Source organism: Moraxella sp. CTOTU46934 (genome assembly GCF_031979465.1).
Lineage (GTDB): Bacteria > Pseudomonadota > Gammaproteobacteria > Pseudomonadales > Moraxellaceae > Faucicola > Faucicola tetraodonis.
Genome location: NZ_DALZEG010000002.1, coordinates 186,748 through 201,045, shown reverse-complemented (window position 1 = coordinate 201,045; position 14,298 = coordinate 186,748). Strand labels below are relative to the sequence as shown.

The 14,298-nt window shown below is 42.6% G+C and carries 28 protein-coding genes; all 28 read left to right on the top strand.

The window, feature by feature from the left end:
• Positions 1 to 22: 22 nt before the first annotated feature.
• The 28 genes from rplC (at position 23) to RTN07_RS03400 (ending at position 14,251) form a co-directional block, all read left to right on the top strand.
• Entirely contained in the window at positions 23 to 661 is a 639-nt protein-coding gene (gene rplC, locus RTN07_RS03535; protein ID WP_007115545.1) for a 50S ribosomal protein L3, read from the top strand.
• Positions 662 to 675: 14 nt separating this feature from the next.
• Positions 676 to 1,278 (top strand): 50S ribosomal protein L4, encoded by a 603-nt coding sequence (gene rplD / locus RTN07_RS03530; protein WP_007115546.1) that lies wholly within the window; start codon positions 676 to 678, stop codon positions 1,276 to 1,278.
• Entirely contained in the window at positions 1,275 to 1,598 is a 324-nt protein-coding gene (gene rplW, locus RTN07_RS03525; protein WP_007115547.1) for a 50S ribosomal protein L23, read from the top strand. Before rplD ends, rplW begins: the two co-directional genes overlap by 4 nt.
• Before the next feature lie 10 nt (positions 1,599 to 1,608).
• On the top strand, positions 1,609 to 2,439 hold the full coding sequence (gene rplB, locus RTN07_RS03520; RefSeq protein ID WP_007115548.1) for a 50S ribosomal protein L2: 831 nt from the start codon (positions 1,609 to 1,611) through the stop codon (positions 2,437 to 2,439).
• Between the two features lie 11 nt (positions 2,440 to 2,450).
• The gene (gene rpsS / locus RTN07_RS03515; protein WP_007115549.1) at positions 2,451 to 2,726 is read left to right on the top strand and encodes a 30S ribosomal protein S19; all 276 of its coding nucleotides are present in this window, start codon (positions 2,451 to 2,453) and stop codon (positions 2,724 to 2,726) included.
• Positions 2,727 to 2,736: 10 nt separating this feature from the next.
• Positions 2,737 to 3,066 carry a 50S ribosomal protein L22 gene (gene rplV / locus RTN07_RS03510; protein WP_007115550.1) on the top strand — a complete coding sequence of 110 codons (330 nt, stop codon included), beginning with the start codon at positions 2,737 to 2,739 and terminating at the stop codon, positions 3,064 to 3,066.
• A 1-nt stretch (position 3,067) separates the two neighbouring features.
• Positions 3,068 to 3,820 (top strand): 30S ribosomal protein S3, encoded by a 753-nt coding sequence (rpsC, locus tag RTN07_RS03505; protein ID WP_007115551.1) that lies wholly within the window; start codon positions 3,068 to 3,070, stop codon positions 3,818 to 3,820.
• 5 nt (positions 3,821 to 3,825) lie between these two features.
• Entirely contained in the window at positions 3,826 to 4,239 is a 414-nt protein-coding gene (gene rplP, locus RTN07_RS03500; protein WP_007115552.1) for a 50S ribosomal protein L16, read from the top strand.
• Entirely contained in the window at positions 4,239 to 4,445 is a 207-nt protein-coding gene (gene rpmC, locus RTN07_RS03495) for a 50S ribosomal protein L29 (RefSeq protein WP_007115553.1), read from the top strand. The genes rplP and rpmC overlap by 1 nt, the downstream gene beginning before the upstream one ends.
• Before the next feature lie 2 nt (positions 4,446 to 4,447).
• Complete coding sequence (gene rpsQ, locus RTN07_RS03490; protein ID WP_007115554.1) at positions 4,448 to 4,732, top strand: 30S ribosomal protein S17; 285 nt, start codon at positions 4,448 to 4,450, stop codon at positions 4,730 to 4,732.
• A gap of 116 nt (positions 4,733 to 4,848) precedes the next feature.
• Positions 4,849 to 5,217 carry a 50S ribosomal protein L14 gene (gene rplN / locus RTN07_RS03485; protein ID WP_007115555.1) on the top strand — a complete coding sequence of 123 codons (369 nt, stop codon included), beginning with the start codon at positions 4,849 to 4,851 and terminating at the stop codon, positions 5,215 to 5,217.
• Positions 5,218 to 5,224: 7 nt separating this feature from the next.
• Complete coding sequence (gene rplX / locus RTN07_RS03480; RefSeq protein ID WP_248107135.1) at positions 5,225 to 5,542, top strand: 50S ribosomal protein L24; 318 nt, start codon at positions 5,225 to 5,227, stop codon at positions 5,540 to 5,542.
• A 19-nt stretch (positions 5,543 to 5,561) separates the two neighbouring features.
• Positions 5,562 to 6,101 carry a 50S ribosomal protein L5 gene (gene rplE, locus RTN07_RS03475; RefSeq protein ID WP_007115557.1) on the top strand — a complete coding sequence of 180 codons (540 nt, stop codon included), beginning with the start codon at positions 5,562 to 5,564 and terminating at the stop codon, positions 6,099 to 6,101.
• A gap of 18 nt (positions 6,102 to 6,119) precedes the next feature.
• Entirely contained in the window at positions 6,120 to 6,425 is a 306-nt protein-coding gene (rpsN, locus tag RTN07_RS03470; RefSeq protein WP_007115558.1) for a 30S ribosomal protein S14, read from the top strand.
• Between the two features lie 11 nt (positions 6,426 to 6,436).
• Positions 6,437 to 6,835: a 30S ribosomal protein S8 gene (gene rpsH, locus RTN07_RS03465; RefSeq protein WP_312175749.1), complete on the top strand. Its 399-nt coding sequence runs from the start codon at positions 6,437 to 6,439 to the stop codon at positions 6,833 to 6,835.
• A 73-nt stretch (positions 6,836 to 6,908) separates the two neighbouring features.
• The gene (rplF, locus tag RTN07_RS03460; RefSeq protein ID WP_007115560.1) at positions 6,909 to 7,442 is read left to right on the top strand and encodes a 50S ribosomal protein L6; all 534 of its coding nucleotides are present in this window, start codon (positions 6,909 to 6,911) and stop codon (positions 7,440 to 7,442) included.
• Positions 7,443 to 7,453: 11 nt separating this feature from the next.
• Complete coding sequence (gene rplR / locus RTN07_RS03455; RefSeq protein WP_007115561.1) at positions 7,454 to 7,804, top strand: 50S ribosomal protein L18; 351 nt, start codon at positions 7,454 to 7,456, stop codon at positions 7,802 to 7,804.
• Positions 7,805 to 7,806: 2 nt separating this feature from the next.
• Complete coding sequence (gene rpsE, locus RTN07_RS03450) at positions 7,807 to 8,304, top strand: 30S ribosomal protein S5 (RefSeq protein WP_007115562.1); 498 nt, start codon at positions 7,807 to 7,809, stop codon at positions 8,302 to 8,304.
• Positions 8,305 to 8,318: 14 nt separating this feature from the next.
• Positions 8,319 to 8,498, top strand: a complete 180-nt coding sequence (rpmD, locus tag RTN07_RS03445; RefSeq protein ID WP_007115563.1) for a 50S ribosomal protein L30 — start codon at positions 8,319 to 8,321, stop codon at positions 8,496 to 8,498.
• On the top strand, positions 8,498 to 8,938 hold the full coding sequence (gene rplO, locus RTN07_RS03440; RefSeq protein ID WP_007115564.1) for a 50S ribosomal protein L15: 441 nt from the start codon (positions 8,498 to 8,500) through the stop codon (positions 8,936 to 8,938). The genes rpmD and rplO overlap by 1 nt, the downstream gene beginning before the upstream one ends.
• 6 nt (positions 8,939 to 8,944) lie before the next feature.
• Positions 8,945 to 10,282 (top strand): preprotein translocase subunit SecY, encoded by a 1,338-nt coding sequence (secY, locus tag RTN07_RS03435; RefSeq protein WP_312175747.1) that lies wholly within the window; start codon positions 8,945 to 8,947, stop codon positions 10,280 to 10,282.
• Between the two features lie 19 nt (positions 10,283 to 10,301).
• Complete coding sequence (gene rpmJ / locus RTN07_RS03430; protein WP_040403280.1) at positions 10,302 to 10,418, top strand: 50S ribosomal protein L36; 117 nt, start codon at positions 10,302 to 10,304, stop codon at positions 10,416 to 10,418.
• A gap of 155 nt (positions 10,419 to 10,573) precedes the next feature.
• Positions 10,574 to 10,930, top strand: coding sequence for a 30S ribosomal protein S13 (gene rpsM, locus RTN07_RS03425; protein ID WP_007115566.1), 357 nt, complete (start codon positions 10,574 to 10,576; stop codon positions 10,928 to 10,930).
• A 20-nt stretch (positions 10,931 to 10,950) separates the two neighbouring features.
• On the top strand, positions 10,951 to 11,340 hold the full coding sequence (gene rpsK / locus RTN07_RS03420; protein ID WP_007115567.1) for a 30S ribosomal protein S11: 390 nt from the start codon (positions 10,951 to 10,953) through the stop codon (positions 11,338 to 11,340).
• 10 nt (positions 11,341 to 11,350) lie between these two features.
• On the top strand, positions 11,351 to 11,992 hold the full coding sequence (gene rpsD, locus RTN07_RS03415) for a 30S ribosomal protein S4 (protein ID WP_007115568.1): 642 nt from the start codon (positions 11,351 to 11,353) through the stop codon (positions 11,990 to 11,992).
• A gap of 29 nt (positions 11,993 to 12,021) precedes the next feature.
• A complete protein-coding gene (locus RTN07_RS03410) occupies positions 12,022 to 13,029 on the top strand; it encodes a DNA-directed RNA polymerase subunit alpha (protein WP_007115569.1) in 1,008 nt (335 codons plus the stop codon).
• A 20-nt stretch (positions 13,030 to 13,049) separates the two neighbouring features.
• Positions 13,050 to 13,409: a 50S ribosomal protein L17 gene (gene rplQ / locus RTN07_RS03405; protein ID WP_036593417.1), complete on the top strand. Its 360-nt coding sequence runs from the start codon at positions 13,050 to 13,052 to the stop codon at positions 13,407 to 13,409.
• Positions 13,410 to 13,498: 89 nt separating this feature from the next.
• On the top strand, positions 13,499 to 14,251 hold the full coding sequence (locus RTN07_RS03400) for a TSUP family transporter (RefSeq protein ID WP_050324675.1): 753 nt from the start codon (positions 13,499 to 13,501) through the stop codon (positions 14,249 to 14,251).
• Positions 14,252 to 14,298: the final 47 nt, after the last annotated feature.

Genomic DNA, 14,298 nt, shown 5'->3' with positions numbered 1-14,298 from the left:
TAAAAATTAAGAGGTTAACAACATGGCGATCGGTTTAGTCGGAAAAAAATGCGGCATGACTCGTATCTTCACAGAAGCAGGTGTTTCAATTCCTGTAACTGTTGTTGAAGTTACTGCCAACCGTATCTCTCAAATCAAAACACAAGACACAGACGGCTACCAAGCTATCCAAGTAACAACTGGTGAACGTCGTGATTCTCGTGTTAATGCAGCTCAAAAAGGTCACTTTGCAAAAGCTGGCGTTGCTGCAGGTCGTGGCACTTGGGAATTTCGCGTCGAAGATAGCGAACTCGAAGGCCGCGAAGCAGGTAGTGAAATCGCTGCTGACTTGTTCCAAGTAGGTCAAATCGTTGACGTAATTGGTACCAGCAAAGGTAAAGGTTTCCAAGGTGGTATCAAACGCCACAACTTCCGTTCACAAGATTGGACACATGGTAACTCAGTATCTCACCGCGTTGTGGGTTCTACAGGTCAAAACCAAACACCGGGTCGTGTATTTAAAGGCAAGAAAATGCCAGGTCAAATGGGTAACAAACGTGTGACCGTACAAGGCTTAGAAGTGATTTCAGTTGATGCTGAAAAAGGTATCCTAGTTATCAAGGGTGCAATTCCTGGTGCCAACGGTGGCGACGTTATCGTACGTCCATCAGTTAAAGCTTAATCAAGGGGATTAACGTGAATCTAAATACAGTAACAGGTTCGGCGGTTGAGCTATCAGACGTAGCATTTGGTCGTGAATTCAACGAAGCACTTGTACACCAAGTAGTTACCGCTTACTTAGCGGGTGGTCGTCAAGGTAGCCGTGCTCAAAAAACACGTGGTGAAGTATCTGGCGGTGGTAAAAAACCATGGCGTCAAAAAGGTACTGGCCGTGCACGTGCAGGTTCCATCCGTAGCCCAATTTGGGTTGGTGGTGGTCGCGCATTTGCAGCCAAACCACAAGATTGGTCACAAAAAGTGAACCGTAAAATGTACCGTGGTGCCATGCAATGCATTCTTGCTGAATTGATTCGTCAAGACCGTTTAGTATTGGTTGATGACATCAGCATTTCAGCACCAAAAACCAAAGAGCTTATTGCTAAACTTAAAGACTTAAATGCCCCTAAAGCATTGATCGTTACCAATGAAGTTGACGAAAATCTTTACTTAGCTGCTCGCAATATTCCATACGTCAGCGTACTAGGTAGCACTGAAGTTGATCCAGTTAGCCTGATTGCGTTTGACAAAGTCATCATGTCTGTCGCAGCCGCCAAAGAAATTGAGGGAGTGTTAGCATGAATAACGCAAGACTATATCAGGTACTAAAAGCACCTGTATTTTCAGAAAAATCTCAAATCTTGGGCGATACTTTAGGTGTGCAAGTATTCAAAGTTGACACCAACGCGACAAAAAAAGAGATTAAAAAAGCCGTAGAATTAATGTTTGAAGGTGTTGAAGTAGTTAAAGTTAACACTTTGAATGTTAAAGGTAAGACAAAGCGATTTGGTCGCACGGTAGGTCGTCGTCAAGACTTCAAAAAAGCCTATGTGACCTTAAAAGCTGGTCAAGATGTTCAAGTAGCCGACGTAGCAGAACAACCTGCTGCTGACAACGAATAAGGATTACACAATGCCTATCGTAAAAGCCAAACCGACATCACCAGGTCGCCGATTTGTCGAGAAAGTGGTGCATCCACACCTTCATAAAGGTCGTCCTTATGCAGCATTAGTAGAGTCAAAAGGCAAAACTGGTGGTCGTAACAACAACGGTCGCATCACTACCCGTCATATCGGTGGTGGTCATAAACAGCATTACCGTGTTGTTGACTTCAAACGTAACAAAGACAACATCCCTGCTGTTGTAGAGCGTATTGAGTACGATCCGAACCGTACTGCGCACATCGCACTACTTAAATATGCAGACGGTGAGCGTCGTTACATCATCGCACCAAAAAAATTGCAACAAGGCGATACCGTTATTTCTGGTGAAACTGCACCAATTCGCCCAGGTAACTGCTTACCACTACGTAGCATTCCAGTGGGTACAGTGATTCACAATATCGAACTTAAAATCGGTAAAGGTGCACAGATCGCTCGTTCAGCAGGTGCTGCGGTTCAATTATTGGGTCGTGATGGTATCTATGCAATCGTTCGTTTACGTTCAGGCGAAACTCGTCGTATCCACGTAAATTGTCGTGCGGTTATCGGTGAAGTATCAAACACTGAAAATAACCTTAAATCATTGGGTAAAGCAGGTGCCAACCGCTGGCGTGGCGTTCGTCCTACCGTTCGTGGTACTGCAATGAACCCAGTTGACCATCCACACGGTGGTGGTGAAGGTCGTAACTTCGGTAAACACCCAACCAGCCCATGGGGTCAAAAGGCTAAAGGCCTTAAAACACGTTCTAACAAACGTACTGACCACATGATTATCCGCCGTCGTCGCGTCAATAAGAAATAAGGAATAATTTCATGCCTCGTTCATTGAAAAAAGGTCCATTCATCGATGCGCACTTGTTTGCCAAAGTTGAGAATGCGTTAGAAACTAACTCACGCAAACCAATCAAAACTTGGTCACGTCGCTCAATGATTTTGCCACAAATGGTCGGCTTAACTATTTCTGTTCATAACGGTCGTACACATGTACCTGTTATCGTAAACGAGCAAATGGTTGGTCATAAACTTGGTGAATTCGCCCCAACCCGTACATATCGTGGTCATGGCGTTGACAAGAAATCTAAGAAATAAGGTGCTCATCATGGAAGTAACTGCAAAATTACGCGGTGCCGCCATTTCGGCACAAAAAGTACGCTTAGTTGCTGACGAAGTTCGCGGCAAATCAATCGAGCGTGCATTAGATATCTTAACCTTTAGCAACAAAAAAGCCGCTAAATTGGTTAAAAAATGCTTAGAATCTGCGATTGCTAACGCTGAGCATAACAATGGTTTAGACATCGATACATTGCGTGTTTCTACCATTTATGTGGATGAAGGTATTACGTTAAAACGTGTTTTACCACGTGCCAAAGGTCGTGCTGACCGTATTAGCAAACGTACTTGCCACATCACAGTTAAGGTAGGAGCATAATATGGGACAGAAAGTTCATCCAATCGGCATCCGTCTTGGCGTAATCCGTAAATCAAACGCTAACTGGTATGCAGATCCAAAAAAATACTCTGAATACTTAATCAACGACTTACAAGTTCGTAAATATTTAGAGAAAAAGCTTAAAGCAGCGATGATCAGCGGTATTAGCATCGAACGTCCTACAGGCGCAGCTAAAATCACTATCGCCACGGCACGTCCTGGTATCATCATTGGTAAAAAAGGCGAAGATATTGAAAGCCTACAAAAAGAACTTACCAAATTGATGGGCGTACCAGCACAAGTTAGCATTGAAGAAATTACCCAACCAGACTTAGACGCACGTCTAGTAGCTGACGGTATTGCTTCACAACTTGAACGTCGTGTCATGTTCCGCCGTGCTATGAAACGTGCTGTTCAAAACAGTATGAAAGCTGGCGCACAAGGTATCAAAGTTGAGCTATCAGGTCGTCTTGGCGGTGCTGAGATTGCTCGCTCAGAGTGGTATCGTGAAGGTCGTGTACCTTTGCATACATTACGTGCTGACATTGACTACTCAAATGTACGCGCAGAAACCACTTACGGTACTATCGGTGTAAAAGTTTGGATTTTCCGTGGTGAAGTGCTTGACGGCATGAACCGTGTATATAATCCAGTCAAAGAAGAAAAGCAAGCACGTGCACCTCAAAAACGCCGTGCTCGTAATGATCGTAGCGACCGCCCACGTAGTGAGCGCCCAGCTAAAGACAGAGGTTAATCGATATGTTACAACCAAAACGTACCAAGTTTCGTAAAGTACAAAAAGGACGTAATACGGGGTTAGCTCACCGTGGTAGTAGCGTATCTTTTGGTACAATCGGACTTAAATCAGTAGAACGTGGTCGCATGACTGCACGTCAAATCGAAGCTGCTCGTCGTACGATTTCACGTCGTATCAAGCGCGGTGGTAAAATTTGGATTCGTGTATTCCCAGACAAACCAATTACCGAAAAACCACTAGAAGTTCGTATGGGTAAAGGTAAAGGTCCAGTAGAATACTGGGTATGCGAAATCAAACCAGGCAAAATGCTTTATGAAATCGAAGGGGTTTCTGACGAGCTAGCAACTGAAGCGTTCACGCTTGCAGCTGCCAAGTTGCCTTTCAAAACCACCATTGTTAAACGGACGATAATGTAATGAAGATCAGTGAACTTAAAGACAAATCAGTCGAAGAGCTGACCCAATTACTAGACGAAAAACAGTTAGAAACATTTCGTCTTCGTATGGCAAAAGCCACTGGTCAGTTAGGCAACACCCATGAGATTAAAGCAAATCGTCGTACGATTGCTCAAATCAAGACTCTTATCTCTGAAAAACAGAACACCGAAAACCAAGGGGCTTAATCATGAGTGAGCAAAATACCAACCAAGCTAACGCTACTGAACAAAGTACAGTCACTGGTAAAGTTGTCAGTGACAAAATGGATAAAACCATTACTGTACTTGTTGAGCGTCGTATTCGTCATGCCAAATATGGCAAAATGATTCGCCGTTCTACCAAACTACATGCTCATGACGAAAACAATGAGTGTGGCGTTGGTGATACAGTTCGTATCAAATCAACACGTCCACTATCAAAAACCAAATCTTGGGTGTTGGTAGACGTCGTAGAAAAAGCAGTTAATATTTAATTTAACTTAAATAGATAGTTATAATTGCAAAGCAAGTCAGTAACTGCTACAATACGCCACCTTAAAAATGGCTTATTGTGGCAAAGACTTGTTTTGCCAATTTATGGAGTAACGCGATGATTCAGACTGAAACAATGCTGGAAGTTGCAGACAACAGTGGTGCAAAACGAGTTATGTGCATTAAAGTACTAGGTGGCTCACATCGTCGTTATGCATCAGTAGGCGACATCATTAAAGTGACTGTGAAAGAAGCAATTCCACGCGGTCGTGTCAAGAAAGGTGATGTAATGAACGCGGTAGTCGTACGCACGAAGTTTGGTGTACGTCGTCCTGACGGTTCAGTACTACGTTTTGATGATAATGCAGCTGTGTTGTTGAACAACAATAAAGCACCAATTGCAACACGTATTTTTGGACCAGTAACCCGCGAACTACGTGGCGAACAATTTATGAAAATTGTTTCATTAGCCCCAGAAGTATTGTGAGGAAAACATGGCAAAATTACGTAAAGGCGACCAAGTGATTGTAATTGCTGGCAAAGATAAAGGCAAGCAAGGTACAATACTAGCAGTAAAAGAAGACCGTGTAAAAGTTGAAGGCATCAACATCGTTAAAAAACACCAAAAGCCAAACCAACAGACTGGCGTTGAAGGTGGGATTATCGAGAAAGAAGCATTTTTACACATTTCAAATGTTGCAATTTATAATGCAGCAACCCAAAAGGCAGACCGTATTTCTTACCAAGTGAACGACGAAGGCAAAAAACAACGCGTTTATCGTTCATCTGGTGAAGTTGTGGCGACTGCATAACCATCTAAGGGTATCAGTAATGGCAAGACTTAAAACACAATATAACGAACAGCTTAAGCAAAAAATTCAGCAAGAGCTTGGTTTAGCCAACGTTATGGAAATCCCTAAAATCACCAAAATCACCCTAAACATGGGTGTGGGTGATGCAGCTCAAGACAAAAAAGTTCTTGAGGGCGCATTAGCGGATATGACGGCAATTGCCGGTCAAAAACCTGTAGTAACCAAAGCTCGCAAATCAGTTGCAGGCTTTAAAATCCGTGAAGAATGGCCAATCGGCTGTAAAGTAACGTTACGTGGCGAACAGATGTACGAATTTTTAGATCGTTTAATCTCAATCGCTATTCCACGTATCCGTGACTTCCGCGGGTTTACAGATAAAGCATTTGATGGCCGTGGTAACTATTCACTAGGTATCAAAGAGCAAATCGTTTTCCCTGAAGTTGACTTTGACAAAATCGATCGTATTCGTGGTTTAGACATTACCATTACGACTACCGCAAAAACTGATGATCAAGGTCGTGCATTGCTTAAAGCATTCGGCTTCCCATTCAAGGGCTAACAGCAAGGATAAGGCAATATGGCAAAGAAAAGTATGATTAATCGCGAATTTAAACGCGAAGCGACTGTTGCTAAATATGCTGAGAAGCGTGCAAAGCTTAAGGCAATTATCAGCGACATCAACGCAACTGATGAAGAACGTATGGACGCCATGCTGGCATTACAAGCACTGCCACGTGATGCTTCACCAGTACGTTTACGTAATCGTTGTGCATTGACAGGTCGTCCACACGGTTATTTCCGTAAATTTGGTCTTTCACGTAACATGATTCGTGAAAAAGTAATGCAAGGTGATGTACCTGGCGTTCATAAAGCAAGCTGGTAAGGGGAAACAATATGAGTATGCAAGATACCGTTGCTGATATGTTGACTCGTATCCGTAATGCACAAATGGCTCAAAAAGCGTCTGTGACTATGCCAAGCTCAAAACTACGTAAATCAATTGCTGATTTGCTAGTAAAAGAAGGTTATGTTGCGACCGCAGAAACTCAAGAAGTTGGTACAGGTAAAACTGAATTAACCTTAGAGTTAAAATATTTTGAAGGTAAACCAGTTATTGAGACGATTAAACGTTATAGTCGTCCAGGTTTACGTCAATACCGTGGTAAAGATGCACTACCAAGCGTCCAAAAAGGTCTAGGTGTAGCAATCATCTCTACCAGTAAAGGCATCATGAGTGACCGTGAAGCTCGTGCAGCTGGATTAGGCGGCGAAGTTATTGCGTTCGTAGCTTAATTAACATTAAGAAGGACAGGCATAGTTTGTTGTGCCTGTTCGTTTTTTTATCACTTTTATAGGAATTACCCGTATGTCTCGTGTGGCTAAAGCCCCTGTAGCACTACCAAATGGTACAAGTGTTACTTTGAACGGTCAGCAGGTTGAAGTTAAAGGTAGCAAAGGTACGCTAACTTTACGCCTGCATGATTTGGTCGAGCTAAAACAGGAAGATAATCAAATTATTCTTTCACCAAAATCTGACACTAAAGACGGTTGGATGCACACTGGTACAGTTCGTGCATTATTAAGCAACATGGTTAAAGGTGTTACTGAAGGCTTCGAACGTCGTCTACAATTGATTGGTGTTGGTTATAAAGCCGCTGTTGCTGGCAATAAAGTTAACCTAAACTTAGGCTACTCACACCCAATCGAATATGTACTACCTGAAGGTGTTACTGCTGAAACCCCAACTGCGACTGAAATCGTGTTAAAATCTAGCGACAAACAAAAGCTAGGTCAAGCAGCAGCAAACATTCGTGGCTATCGCCCACCTGAGCCTTACAAAGGCAAAGGCGTTCGTTATAGCGATGAGTATGTCGCTCGTAAAGAAGCTAAGAAAAAATAAGGTGAAATGACATGTTTGATAAAAAAGCTGCTCGCCTTCGCAGAGCGAAAAAAACCCGTGCACATATCCGTGGTTTAGGCGTAAATCGTCTATCTGTTAATCGTACTAACACCCACATTTATGCACAAGTTATCTCACCAACGGGTGGTGAAGTGTTAGCCCAAGCTTCAACGTTAGATACTACTTTACGTGCTGGTCAAACTAGCAACATCGAAGCTGCAACTGCCGTTGGTAAATTAATTGCAGAACGCGCTAAAGCTGCCGGTATTACTAAAGTTGCGTTTGATCGTAGCGGTTTTAAATATCATGGTCGTGTTAAAGCATTAGCTGAAGCCGCTCGTGAAAATGGATTGGAGTTCTAATCATGGCAAAAGTTGAACAAACAGACGGTTTAGTAGAGCGCTTAGTCACAGTTGGCCGTGTATCTAAAGTTGTAAAAGGTGGTCGTATCTTTTCTTTCACCGCACTCACAGTGGTAGGTGATGGCAATGGTCGTGTTGGCTTTGGTCGTGGTAAAGCGCGTGAAGTGCCTGCAGCGATTCAAAAAGCACTAGAAGCTGCCAAACGTAATATGATTACCGTTGATTTAGCGGGTACAACCCTTCAGCATCCTATTACTGCTAGCCACGGTGCAAGCCGCGTGTATATGCAACCAGCCTCTGAAGGTACCGGTGTTATCGCGGGTGGTGCAATGCGTGCAGTATTAGAAGTTGCAGGTGTAGAAAACGTATTAGCAAAATGCTATGGTTCAACCAATGCCGCTAACGTTGTACGTGCAACTTTCAACGGGTTAAAAGAAATGTCTTCTCCTGAAAAAGTTGCGGCAAAACGCGGCAAATCAGTTGAAGAAATCTTGGGCTAAGCTAAGGTGATAACATGAAAAAAATGAAAGTTACTCAAGTAAAATCGAGTGCCCATCGCCTAGCAAGCCATAAAGCTTGTTTGAAAGGTTTAGGGTTACGTCGTATTGGACATACTGTCGAAGTTGAAGATACCCCTTCGACCCGTGGTATGGTAAACCGCGTTAACTACTTAGTTAAAGTGGAGGAAGTATAATGGGTCTACGTTTAAATGAATTGAGCCCAGCTGAAGGTTCAAGAAAAAATAAACTTCGCCGTGGTCGTGGTATCGGTTCTGGTATCGGTAAAACCGGTGGTCGTGGTGTCAAAGGTCAAACCTCACGTACAGGTTCTGGTATTCGCTCAGGTTTTGAAGGCGGTCAAATGCCTTTATACCGTCGTTTGCCAAAATTTGGTTTCACCAGTAAACTTGCAATGGTAACCGCAGAAGTGCGTTTATCAGAATTGAACCAAGTTGATGGTGACGTGGTAAGCGTTGAGTCTTTAAAAGCAGCGAATATCATTCGCCACGATATGCAACGTGTTCGTATCATCCTTTCAGGTGACGTAACCAAAGCATATACTTTTAAAGGTGTTAAAGTGACTAAAGGTGCTAAAGCGGCTATTGAAGCAGCTGGTGGTACTGTTGAGGAGTAATCCTACATGACTAAGCATTCAACATCGATGAATCCTCTAGCATTTATTCGTAAGTACGATGAATTATTTAATCGTTTACTATTTTTGTTGGGTGCTTTAGTCGTCTATCGTTTCGGTTCACACGTACCTATTCCTGGTATGGATCCAGAAAGCTTATCGAAATTTTTTCAAACCAATGAAAATACTATTTTAGGTTTGTTTAATATGTTTTCTGGCGGGGCATTAGAGCGGATGTCAGTCATGGCACTCGGAATTATGCCTTATATTTCTGCTTCAATCATTGTCCAGATGATGACGGCGGTTATACCATCGTTGGATGCATTAAAAAAAGAAGGCCAAGCCGGTCAACGCCAAATCAACAAGTATACACGCCAATTAACCCTTGCATTAGCCTTGATTCAATCAATTGGTATGTGTACAGGTCTGATTAGTCAGAATCTTACATTGACAAGTGGTCTTGGTTTTTATATTCCTGCGGTAACTTCGTTGGTTGCAGGGTCAATGTTTTTGATGTGGTTAGGTGAACAGATTACTGAACGTGGTATTGGTAACGGTATTTCAATGCTAATTTTAGCGGGTATCGTAGCGACTTTTCCACAAGTAGTCACACAGTCAATTAACTCTGTTCAGCAAGGTCAAATGAATATGATTGCCTTGTTCATATTTAGTTTATTGGCGTTAGCGGTGGTGGCGGGGATTGTATTTATTGAGCGTGCACAGCGCCGTATCCCAGTCAACTATGCCCAAAAGCAATCGCAAGAACGAAAAATATATGCACAACAGCAATCGCATTTGCCATTAAAAATTAATATGGCAGGGGTTATTCCAGCGATTTTTGCCAGTTCACTGTTGTTATTCCCAGCGAGTTTGGGACAGTGGGTGGGTCAATCCCCCAATCCCAATATTTTTCAAAGTTTCTTGCAGAATATGGCATTAGTGTTATCACCGGGTCAGCCGCTGTATTTGGTAATTTTTGCAGCCTTGATTATTTTCTTTTGTTATTTTTATACCGCGTTGGTATTTAGTCCAAAAGAAGTATCAGAGAATTTGAAACGAAGTGGGGCGTATATTCCAGGTATTCGTCCAGGTTTACAAACTCAACGTTATTTAGATCATGTATTAAATCGCTTAACCTTTATTGGTGCGATTTATATGACAATTATTTGTTTGATGCCGATGATATTGCAATCTGCGTTTGGTATTCCGTTTCATTTAGGCGGTACCTCAGTACTGATTAGTGTGGTCGTGATTATGGACTTTATTGCCCAAGTTAAAGCGCACTTAATGACTCACCAATACCATGATTATTCGCTGATGCAAACCATGGAAGTCAAGCATTCATAACTACTACTAGGAGCTGAAAATGAAAGTTCAAGCATCTGTAAAAAGAATCTGCGGTAGCTGCAAAATTGTACGCCGCAAAGGCGTTGTTCGCGTTATTTGTAGTGCAGAACCGCGTCATAAACAACGTCAAGGTTAATCTAAATTGTTAGATTGGACTTGAAATCAGGTAGCGGATACTGTATTATCCGCTACTTGTCGTTATTTTGACACATTTGTAGATAACCAAGTGTTTCAAAATGCTACATCAGTAGATGATTAACTCATCTTTTCCTTATAATTGGAGAAATGTCAATGGCTCGTATTGCCGGTGTAAACATTCCGGACAACAAGCACGCTATCATTTCACTCACTTATATTTTTGGTATTGGTCGTACCACTGCTGCTAAAATTTTAGAAGCGGTAAACATTGCACCAACTACTAAAATCAGTGAACTAAATGATACTCAGCTTGATGCTGTCCGTACCCAAGTTGCAGAATATGCGACTGAAGGTGACTTGCGTCGTGAAATCTCGATGAATATTAAACGTTTAGTAGACTTAGGTTGCTATCGTGGCTTGCGTCATCGTCGCGGTTTACCAGTAAATGGTCAACGCACAAAAACAAATGCGCGTACTCGTAAGGGTCCACGTAAAGCAATCAGAAAATAATTAACTTAGGAAGCTAAAAGATGGCAAAAGACACTCGTAGTCGCAAAAAAGTGACTCGCCGCTCGGTAGCTGAGGGCGTAGCGCACATCCATGCGTCTTTTAATAACACCATTGTAACGATTACCGATCGTCAAGGTAATGCTTTGGCTTGGGCCACCGCTGGTGGACAAGGCTTCCGTGGTTCACGTAAATCTACACCATTTGCTGCACAGGTTGCGGCTGAAGTTGCTGGTAAAGCAGCACAAGAATATGGTGTCAAGAATGTTGATGTCTTGGTTAAAGGTCCAGGACCTGGTCGTGAGTCTGCGGTAAGAGCCTTAGGTGCATTGGGTTATAAAATAAACAGCATTAGCGATATAACCCCGATTCCTCATAACGGAACTCGTCCACCGAAAAAACGTCGCGTATAAGGAGACTTTCATGGCCCGTTATCTAGGTCCAAAATTAAAACTTTCTCGTCGTGAAGGTACTGATTTACAATTAAAATCAGGCGTAAAAGCGTACGAAGAAAAAACCAAAAAAGCTGACCGTGCCCCTGGTCAACATGGTAATCCACGTAGCAAAACGTCAGAGTATTCTGCACAGCTTCGTGAAAAACAAAAAGTAAAACGCATTTATGGTGTGTTAGAGCGTCAATTCTCAAACTACTATAAAGAAGCTGCGCGTATGAAAGGCGCAACTGGCGAAAACTTGCTTCAAATGTTAGAACGTCGCCTCGATAACGTTGTTTATCGTATGGGTTTTGGTGCAACTCGCGCAGAAGCTCGCCAATTAGTTAGCCATCGTGCTATTCTAGTAAAAAAAGCGGGTCGTGATGAGTTTGTTCGTGTGAACATTCCTTCAATCCAATTACAAGATGGTGATGTGATTGCCGTACACGAAAAAGCCAAAGAACAATTACGTATCAAAAACGCAATTGAATTGGCGGGTCAACGTGGCACACCTGTATGGTTGGAAGTTGATCACAGCAAATTGCAAGGTACTTTTAAACAAGCGCCAGAGCGTGCTGATTTACCAACCGAAATCAACGAAAGCTTAATCGTTGAGTTGTACTCTAAATAATTAATTTTACTATAAAGTCGAGGTGACAAATGATGCTAAATGCTACTGAGTTTCTTACACCGAATGCCATTCATGTGGATACGGTCAATGAAACACACGCCAAAGTCACGCTCGAACCGTTAGAACGAGGTTTTGGGCATACATTAGGTAATGCCCTACGTCGCATTCTATTATCTTCATTGCCTGGTGCAGCTGTAATCGAAGCTGAAATCGAAGGCGTTGATCATGAGTATTCAACCCTTGAAGGGTTGCAAGAAGATGTGCTAGATCTATTGTTAAATTTAAAAGGTTTAGCGATCCAATTGCATGATCAAAATGAAGTATTCTTGACCCTTGACAAACAAGGTCCTGGCACTGTACTAGCATCAGATATTGAGTTACCTCACAATGTAGAGATTATCAATCCTGATTTAGTTTTAGGTACATTAAGTGATCGTGGTCATTTAAAAATGCGTTTGCGTGTAGCAGTAGGTCGTGGTTATGAGCCTGCCAATGTACGCAAAGATTCTGGTGATAACAAAGTTATTGGTCGTTTAAAATTGGACGCTAGCTATAGCCCAATCTTACGCGTGGCATACCAAGTTGAAAATGCCCGTGTTGAACAGCGCACTGACTTAGACCGTTTGGTTATTGAACTTGAAACCAATGGTACCATCGATCCAGAAGAAGCGATTCGCAAAGCAGCAACGATTTTGCAGCAGCAAATTGCCGTATTTGTTGACCTTGAAGCGGAAGCTACCCCAGAACCTGTTAAGGAAAAAGAAGAAGTTGACCCTGTGCTACTGCGCCCAGTGGATGACTTAGAATTAACGGTTCGCTCAGCAAATTGCTTGAAGGCGGAAAATATCTATTACATTGGCGATTTGGTACAACGCACCGAAACTGAGTTGTTAAAAACCCCAAATCTCGGTAAGAAATCATTAACTGAAATCAAAGACGTCCTTGCTTCTAAAGACTTAGAACTCGGTATGCGCCTTGAAAATTGGCCACCTGCTGATTTACGTGTTGATGACCGCTTCTCTTACCGTAGCCGTTAAAATTTAAAGGAAGTTTGACCATGCGACATCGTAACAGTGGAGTTAAGTTGGGTCGTACCAGCAGCCATCGTAAGGCCATGTTCCAAAATATGACCAACTCACTATTTGAACATGAACTCATCAAAACTACTCTTCCTAAAGCTAAAGAGCTTCGCCGTGTGGCAGAGCCGCTAATTACTTTGGCAAAAGAAGATTCAGTTGCTAACCGTCGTCTAGCGTTTAACCGCTTACGTAATAAAGCGACTGTAGGTAAATTATTCACGACACTAGGCCCACGCTACAAAGCGCGTCCAGGTGGTTATTTACGTATCATCAAATGTGGTTATCGCGATGGCGATGCTGCACCGATGGCATACGTTGAATTAGTAGACCGTGACTAATCATCCTGATTAAAAAAACCCCATAGGTTCGCGCTTATGGGGTTTTTTTGTTTATAGTGATAACTCCTCAATTAACCTTTGGAAATATGATGCAGCTGAGTTTTGATGTACTAGTGATGTTAACGTTGGTCGCGGGGATTGCAGGATTTTTAGATGCCATGGCAGGGGGTGGCGGTTTACTAACTATTCCTGCCCTGTTAATGGCAAATGTTCCTACGCTTTATACCTTGGGCACTAATAAGCTGCAAGCGACTGCAGGTTCGCTTTCTGCTTCTATTACCATGATACGCAAAGGCAAGATTCACCCCAAGCAAATTTGGCGTTCGATTATCGCCTGTTTTGTCGGAGCTGTGCTAGGCGCTATGGCTGTGCAACTTTCTCCGCCAGTGCTATTAGCCAAAGGCATTCCTTTTTTAATCGCGCTTATTGGTATTTATTATCTGTTTGCACCCAATATTGGTGAGGTCAAATCTGCACCACGAATCAGCAAAAATAAATGGCAATATGGGATGTCACCCTTAATTGGTTTTTATGATGGCTATTTGGGCCCTGGTACAGGGATGTTTTTTGCGCTAGGCGGTATCACCATGCGGGGCTTGGATATGATTACCGCGACTGCCAATGCCAAATTACTCAACTTTACCAGCAATGCCGCCTCATTGATGTTCTTTGTGTTGGGTGGAAAAGTGCTTTGGTCAGTGGGAGTTGCTATGATGGTGGGGCAATTTATTGGTGCTTCATTGGGTGCAAGGATGGCCGTTAAAGGGGGCACTAAGTTTATTCGACCGGTGATTGTGGTGATGTGTTTCGCGATGCTAATTAAATATGTGTTTTTTTCTTAATAATTTTTATTTATGATAGTGGTAACATTATTCATACTTAGACTATA

Excerpts from the sequence above, each read along its gene's own strand:
- rpsS (WP_007115549.1), top strand. The coding sequence starts at position 2,451 with ATGCCTCGTTCATTGAAAAAAGGTCCATTCATCGATGCGCACTTGTTT.
- rplP (WP_007115552.1), top strand. The coding sequence starts at position 3,826 with ATGTTACAACCAAAACGTACCAAGTTTCGTAAAGTACAAAAAGGACGT.
- rplW (WP_007115547.1), top strand. The coding sequence starts at position 1,275 with ATGAATAACGCAAGACTATATCAGGTACTAAAAGCACCTGTATTTTCA.
- rplX (WP_248107135.1), top strand. The coding sequence starts at position 5,225 with ATGGCAAAATTACGTAAAGGCGACCAAGTGATTGTAATTGCTGGCAAA.
- rplN (WP_007115555.1), top strand. The coding sequence starts at position 4,849 with ATGATTCAGACTGAAACAATGCTGGAAGTTGCAGACAACAGTGGTGCA.
- rplV (WP_007115550.1), top strand. The coding sequence starts at position 2,737 with ATGGAAGTAACTGCAAAATTACGCGGTGCCGCCATTTCGGCACAAAAA.
- rpsM (WP_007115566.1), top strand. The coding sequence starts at position 10,574 with ATGGCTCGTATTGCCGGTGTAAACATTCCGGACAACAAGCACGCTATC.
- rplF (WP_007115560.1), top strand. The coding sequence starts at position 6,909 with ATGTCTCGTGTGGCTAAAGCCCCTGTAGCACTACCAAATGGTACAAGT.
- rpsE (WP_007115562.1), top strand. The coding sequence starts at position 7,807 with ATGGCAAAAGTTGAACAAACAGACGGTTTAGTAGAGCGCTTAGTCACA.
- rplR (WP_007115561.1), top strand. The coding sequence starts at position 7,454 with ATGTTTGATAAAAAAGCTGCTCGCCTTCGCAGAGCGAAAAAAACCCGT.
- rpmC (WP_007115553.1), top strand. The coding sequence starts at position 4,239 with ATGAAGATCAGTGAACTTAAAGACAAATCAGTCGAAGAGCTGACCCAA.
- rpmD (WP_007115563.1), top strand. The coding sequence starts at position 8,319 with ATGAAAAAAATGAAAGTTACTCAAGTAAAATCGAGTGCCCATCGCCTA.
- RTN07_RS03410 (WP_007115569.1), top strand. The coding sequence starts at position 12,022 with ATGATGCTAAATGCTACTGAGTTTCTTACACCGAATGCCATTCATGTG.
- rpsD (WP_007115568.1), top strand. The coding sequence starts at position 11,351 with ATGGCCCGTTATCTAGGTCCAAAATTAAAACTTTCTCGTCGTGAAGGT.
- rplB (WP_007115548.1), top strand. The coding sequence starts at position 1,609 with ATGCCTATCGTAAAAGCCAAACCGACATCACCAGGTCGCCGATTTGTC.
- rplO (WP_007115564.1), top strand. The coding sequence starts at position 8,498 with ATGGGTCTACGTTTAAATGAATTGAGCCCAGCTGAAGGTTCAAGAAAA.
- rpsN (WP_007115558.1), top strand. The coding sequence starts at position 6,120 with ATGGCAAAGAAAAGTATGATTAATCGCGAATTTAAACGCGAAGCGACT.
- RTN07_RS03400 (WP_050324675.1), top strand. The coding sequence starts at position 13,499 with ATGCAGCTGAGTTTTGATGTACTAGTGATGTTAACGTTGGTCGCGGGG.
- rplQ (WP_036593417.1), top strand. The coding sequence starts at position 13,050 with ATGCGACATCGTAACAGTGGAGTTAAGTTGGGTCGTACCAGCAGCCAT.
- rpsQ (WP_007115554.1), top strand. The coding sequence starts at position 4,448 with ATGAGTGAGCAAAATACCAACCAAGCTAACGCTACTGAACAAAGTACA.
- secY (WP_312175747.1), top strand. The coding sequence starts at position 8,945 with ATGACTAAGCATTCAACATCGATGAATCCTCTAGCATTTATTCGTAAG.
- rplC (WP_007115545.1), top strand. The coding sequence starts at position 23 with ATGGCGATCGGTTTAGTCGGAAAAAAATGCGGCATGACTCGTATCTTC.
- rpsK (WP_007115567.1), top strand. The coding sequence starts at position 10,951 with ATGGCAAAAGACACTCGTAGTCGCAAAAAAGTGACTCGCCGCTCGGTA.
- rpsC (WP_007115551.1), top strand. The coding sequence starts at position 3,068 with ATGGGACAGAAAGTTCATCCAATCGGCATCCGTCTTGGCGTAATCCGT.
- rpsH (WP_312175749.1), top strand. The coding sequence starts at position 6,437 with ATGAGTATGCAAGATACCGTTGCTGATATGTTGACTCGTATCCGTAAT.
- rpmJ (WP_040403280.1), top strand. The coding sequence starts at position 10,302 with ATGAAAGTTCAAGCATCTGTAAAAAGAATCTGCGGTAGCTGCAAAATT.
- rplE (WP_007115557.1), top strand. The coding sequence starts at position 5,562 with ATGGCAAGACTTAAAACACAATATAACGAACAGCTTAAGCAAAAAATT.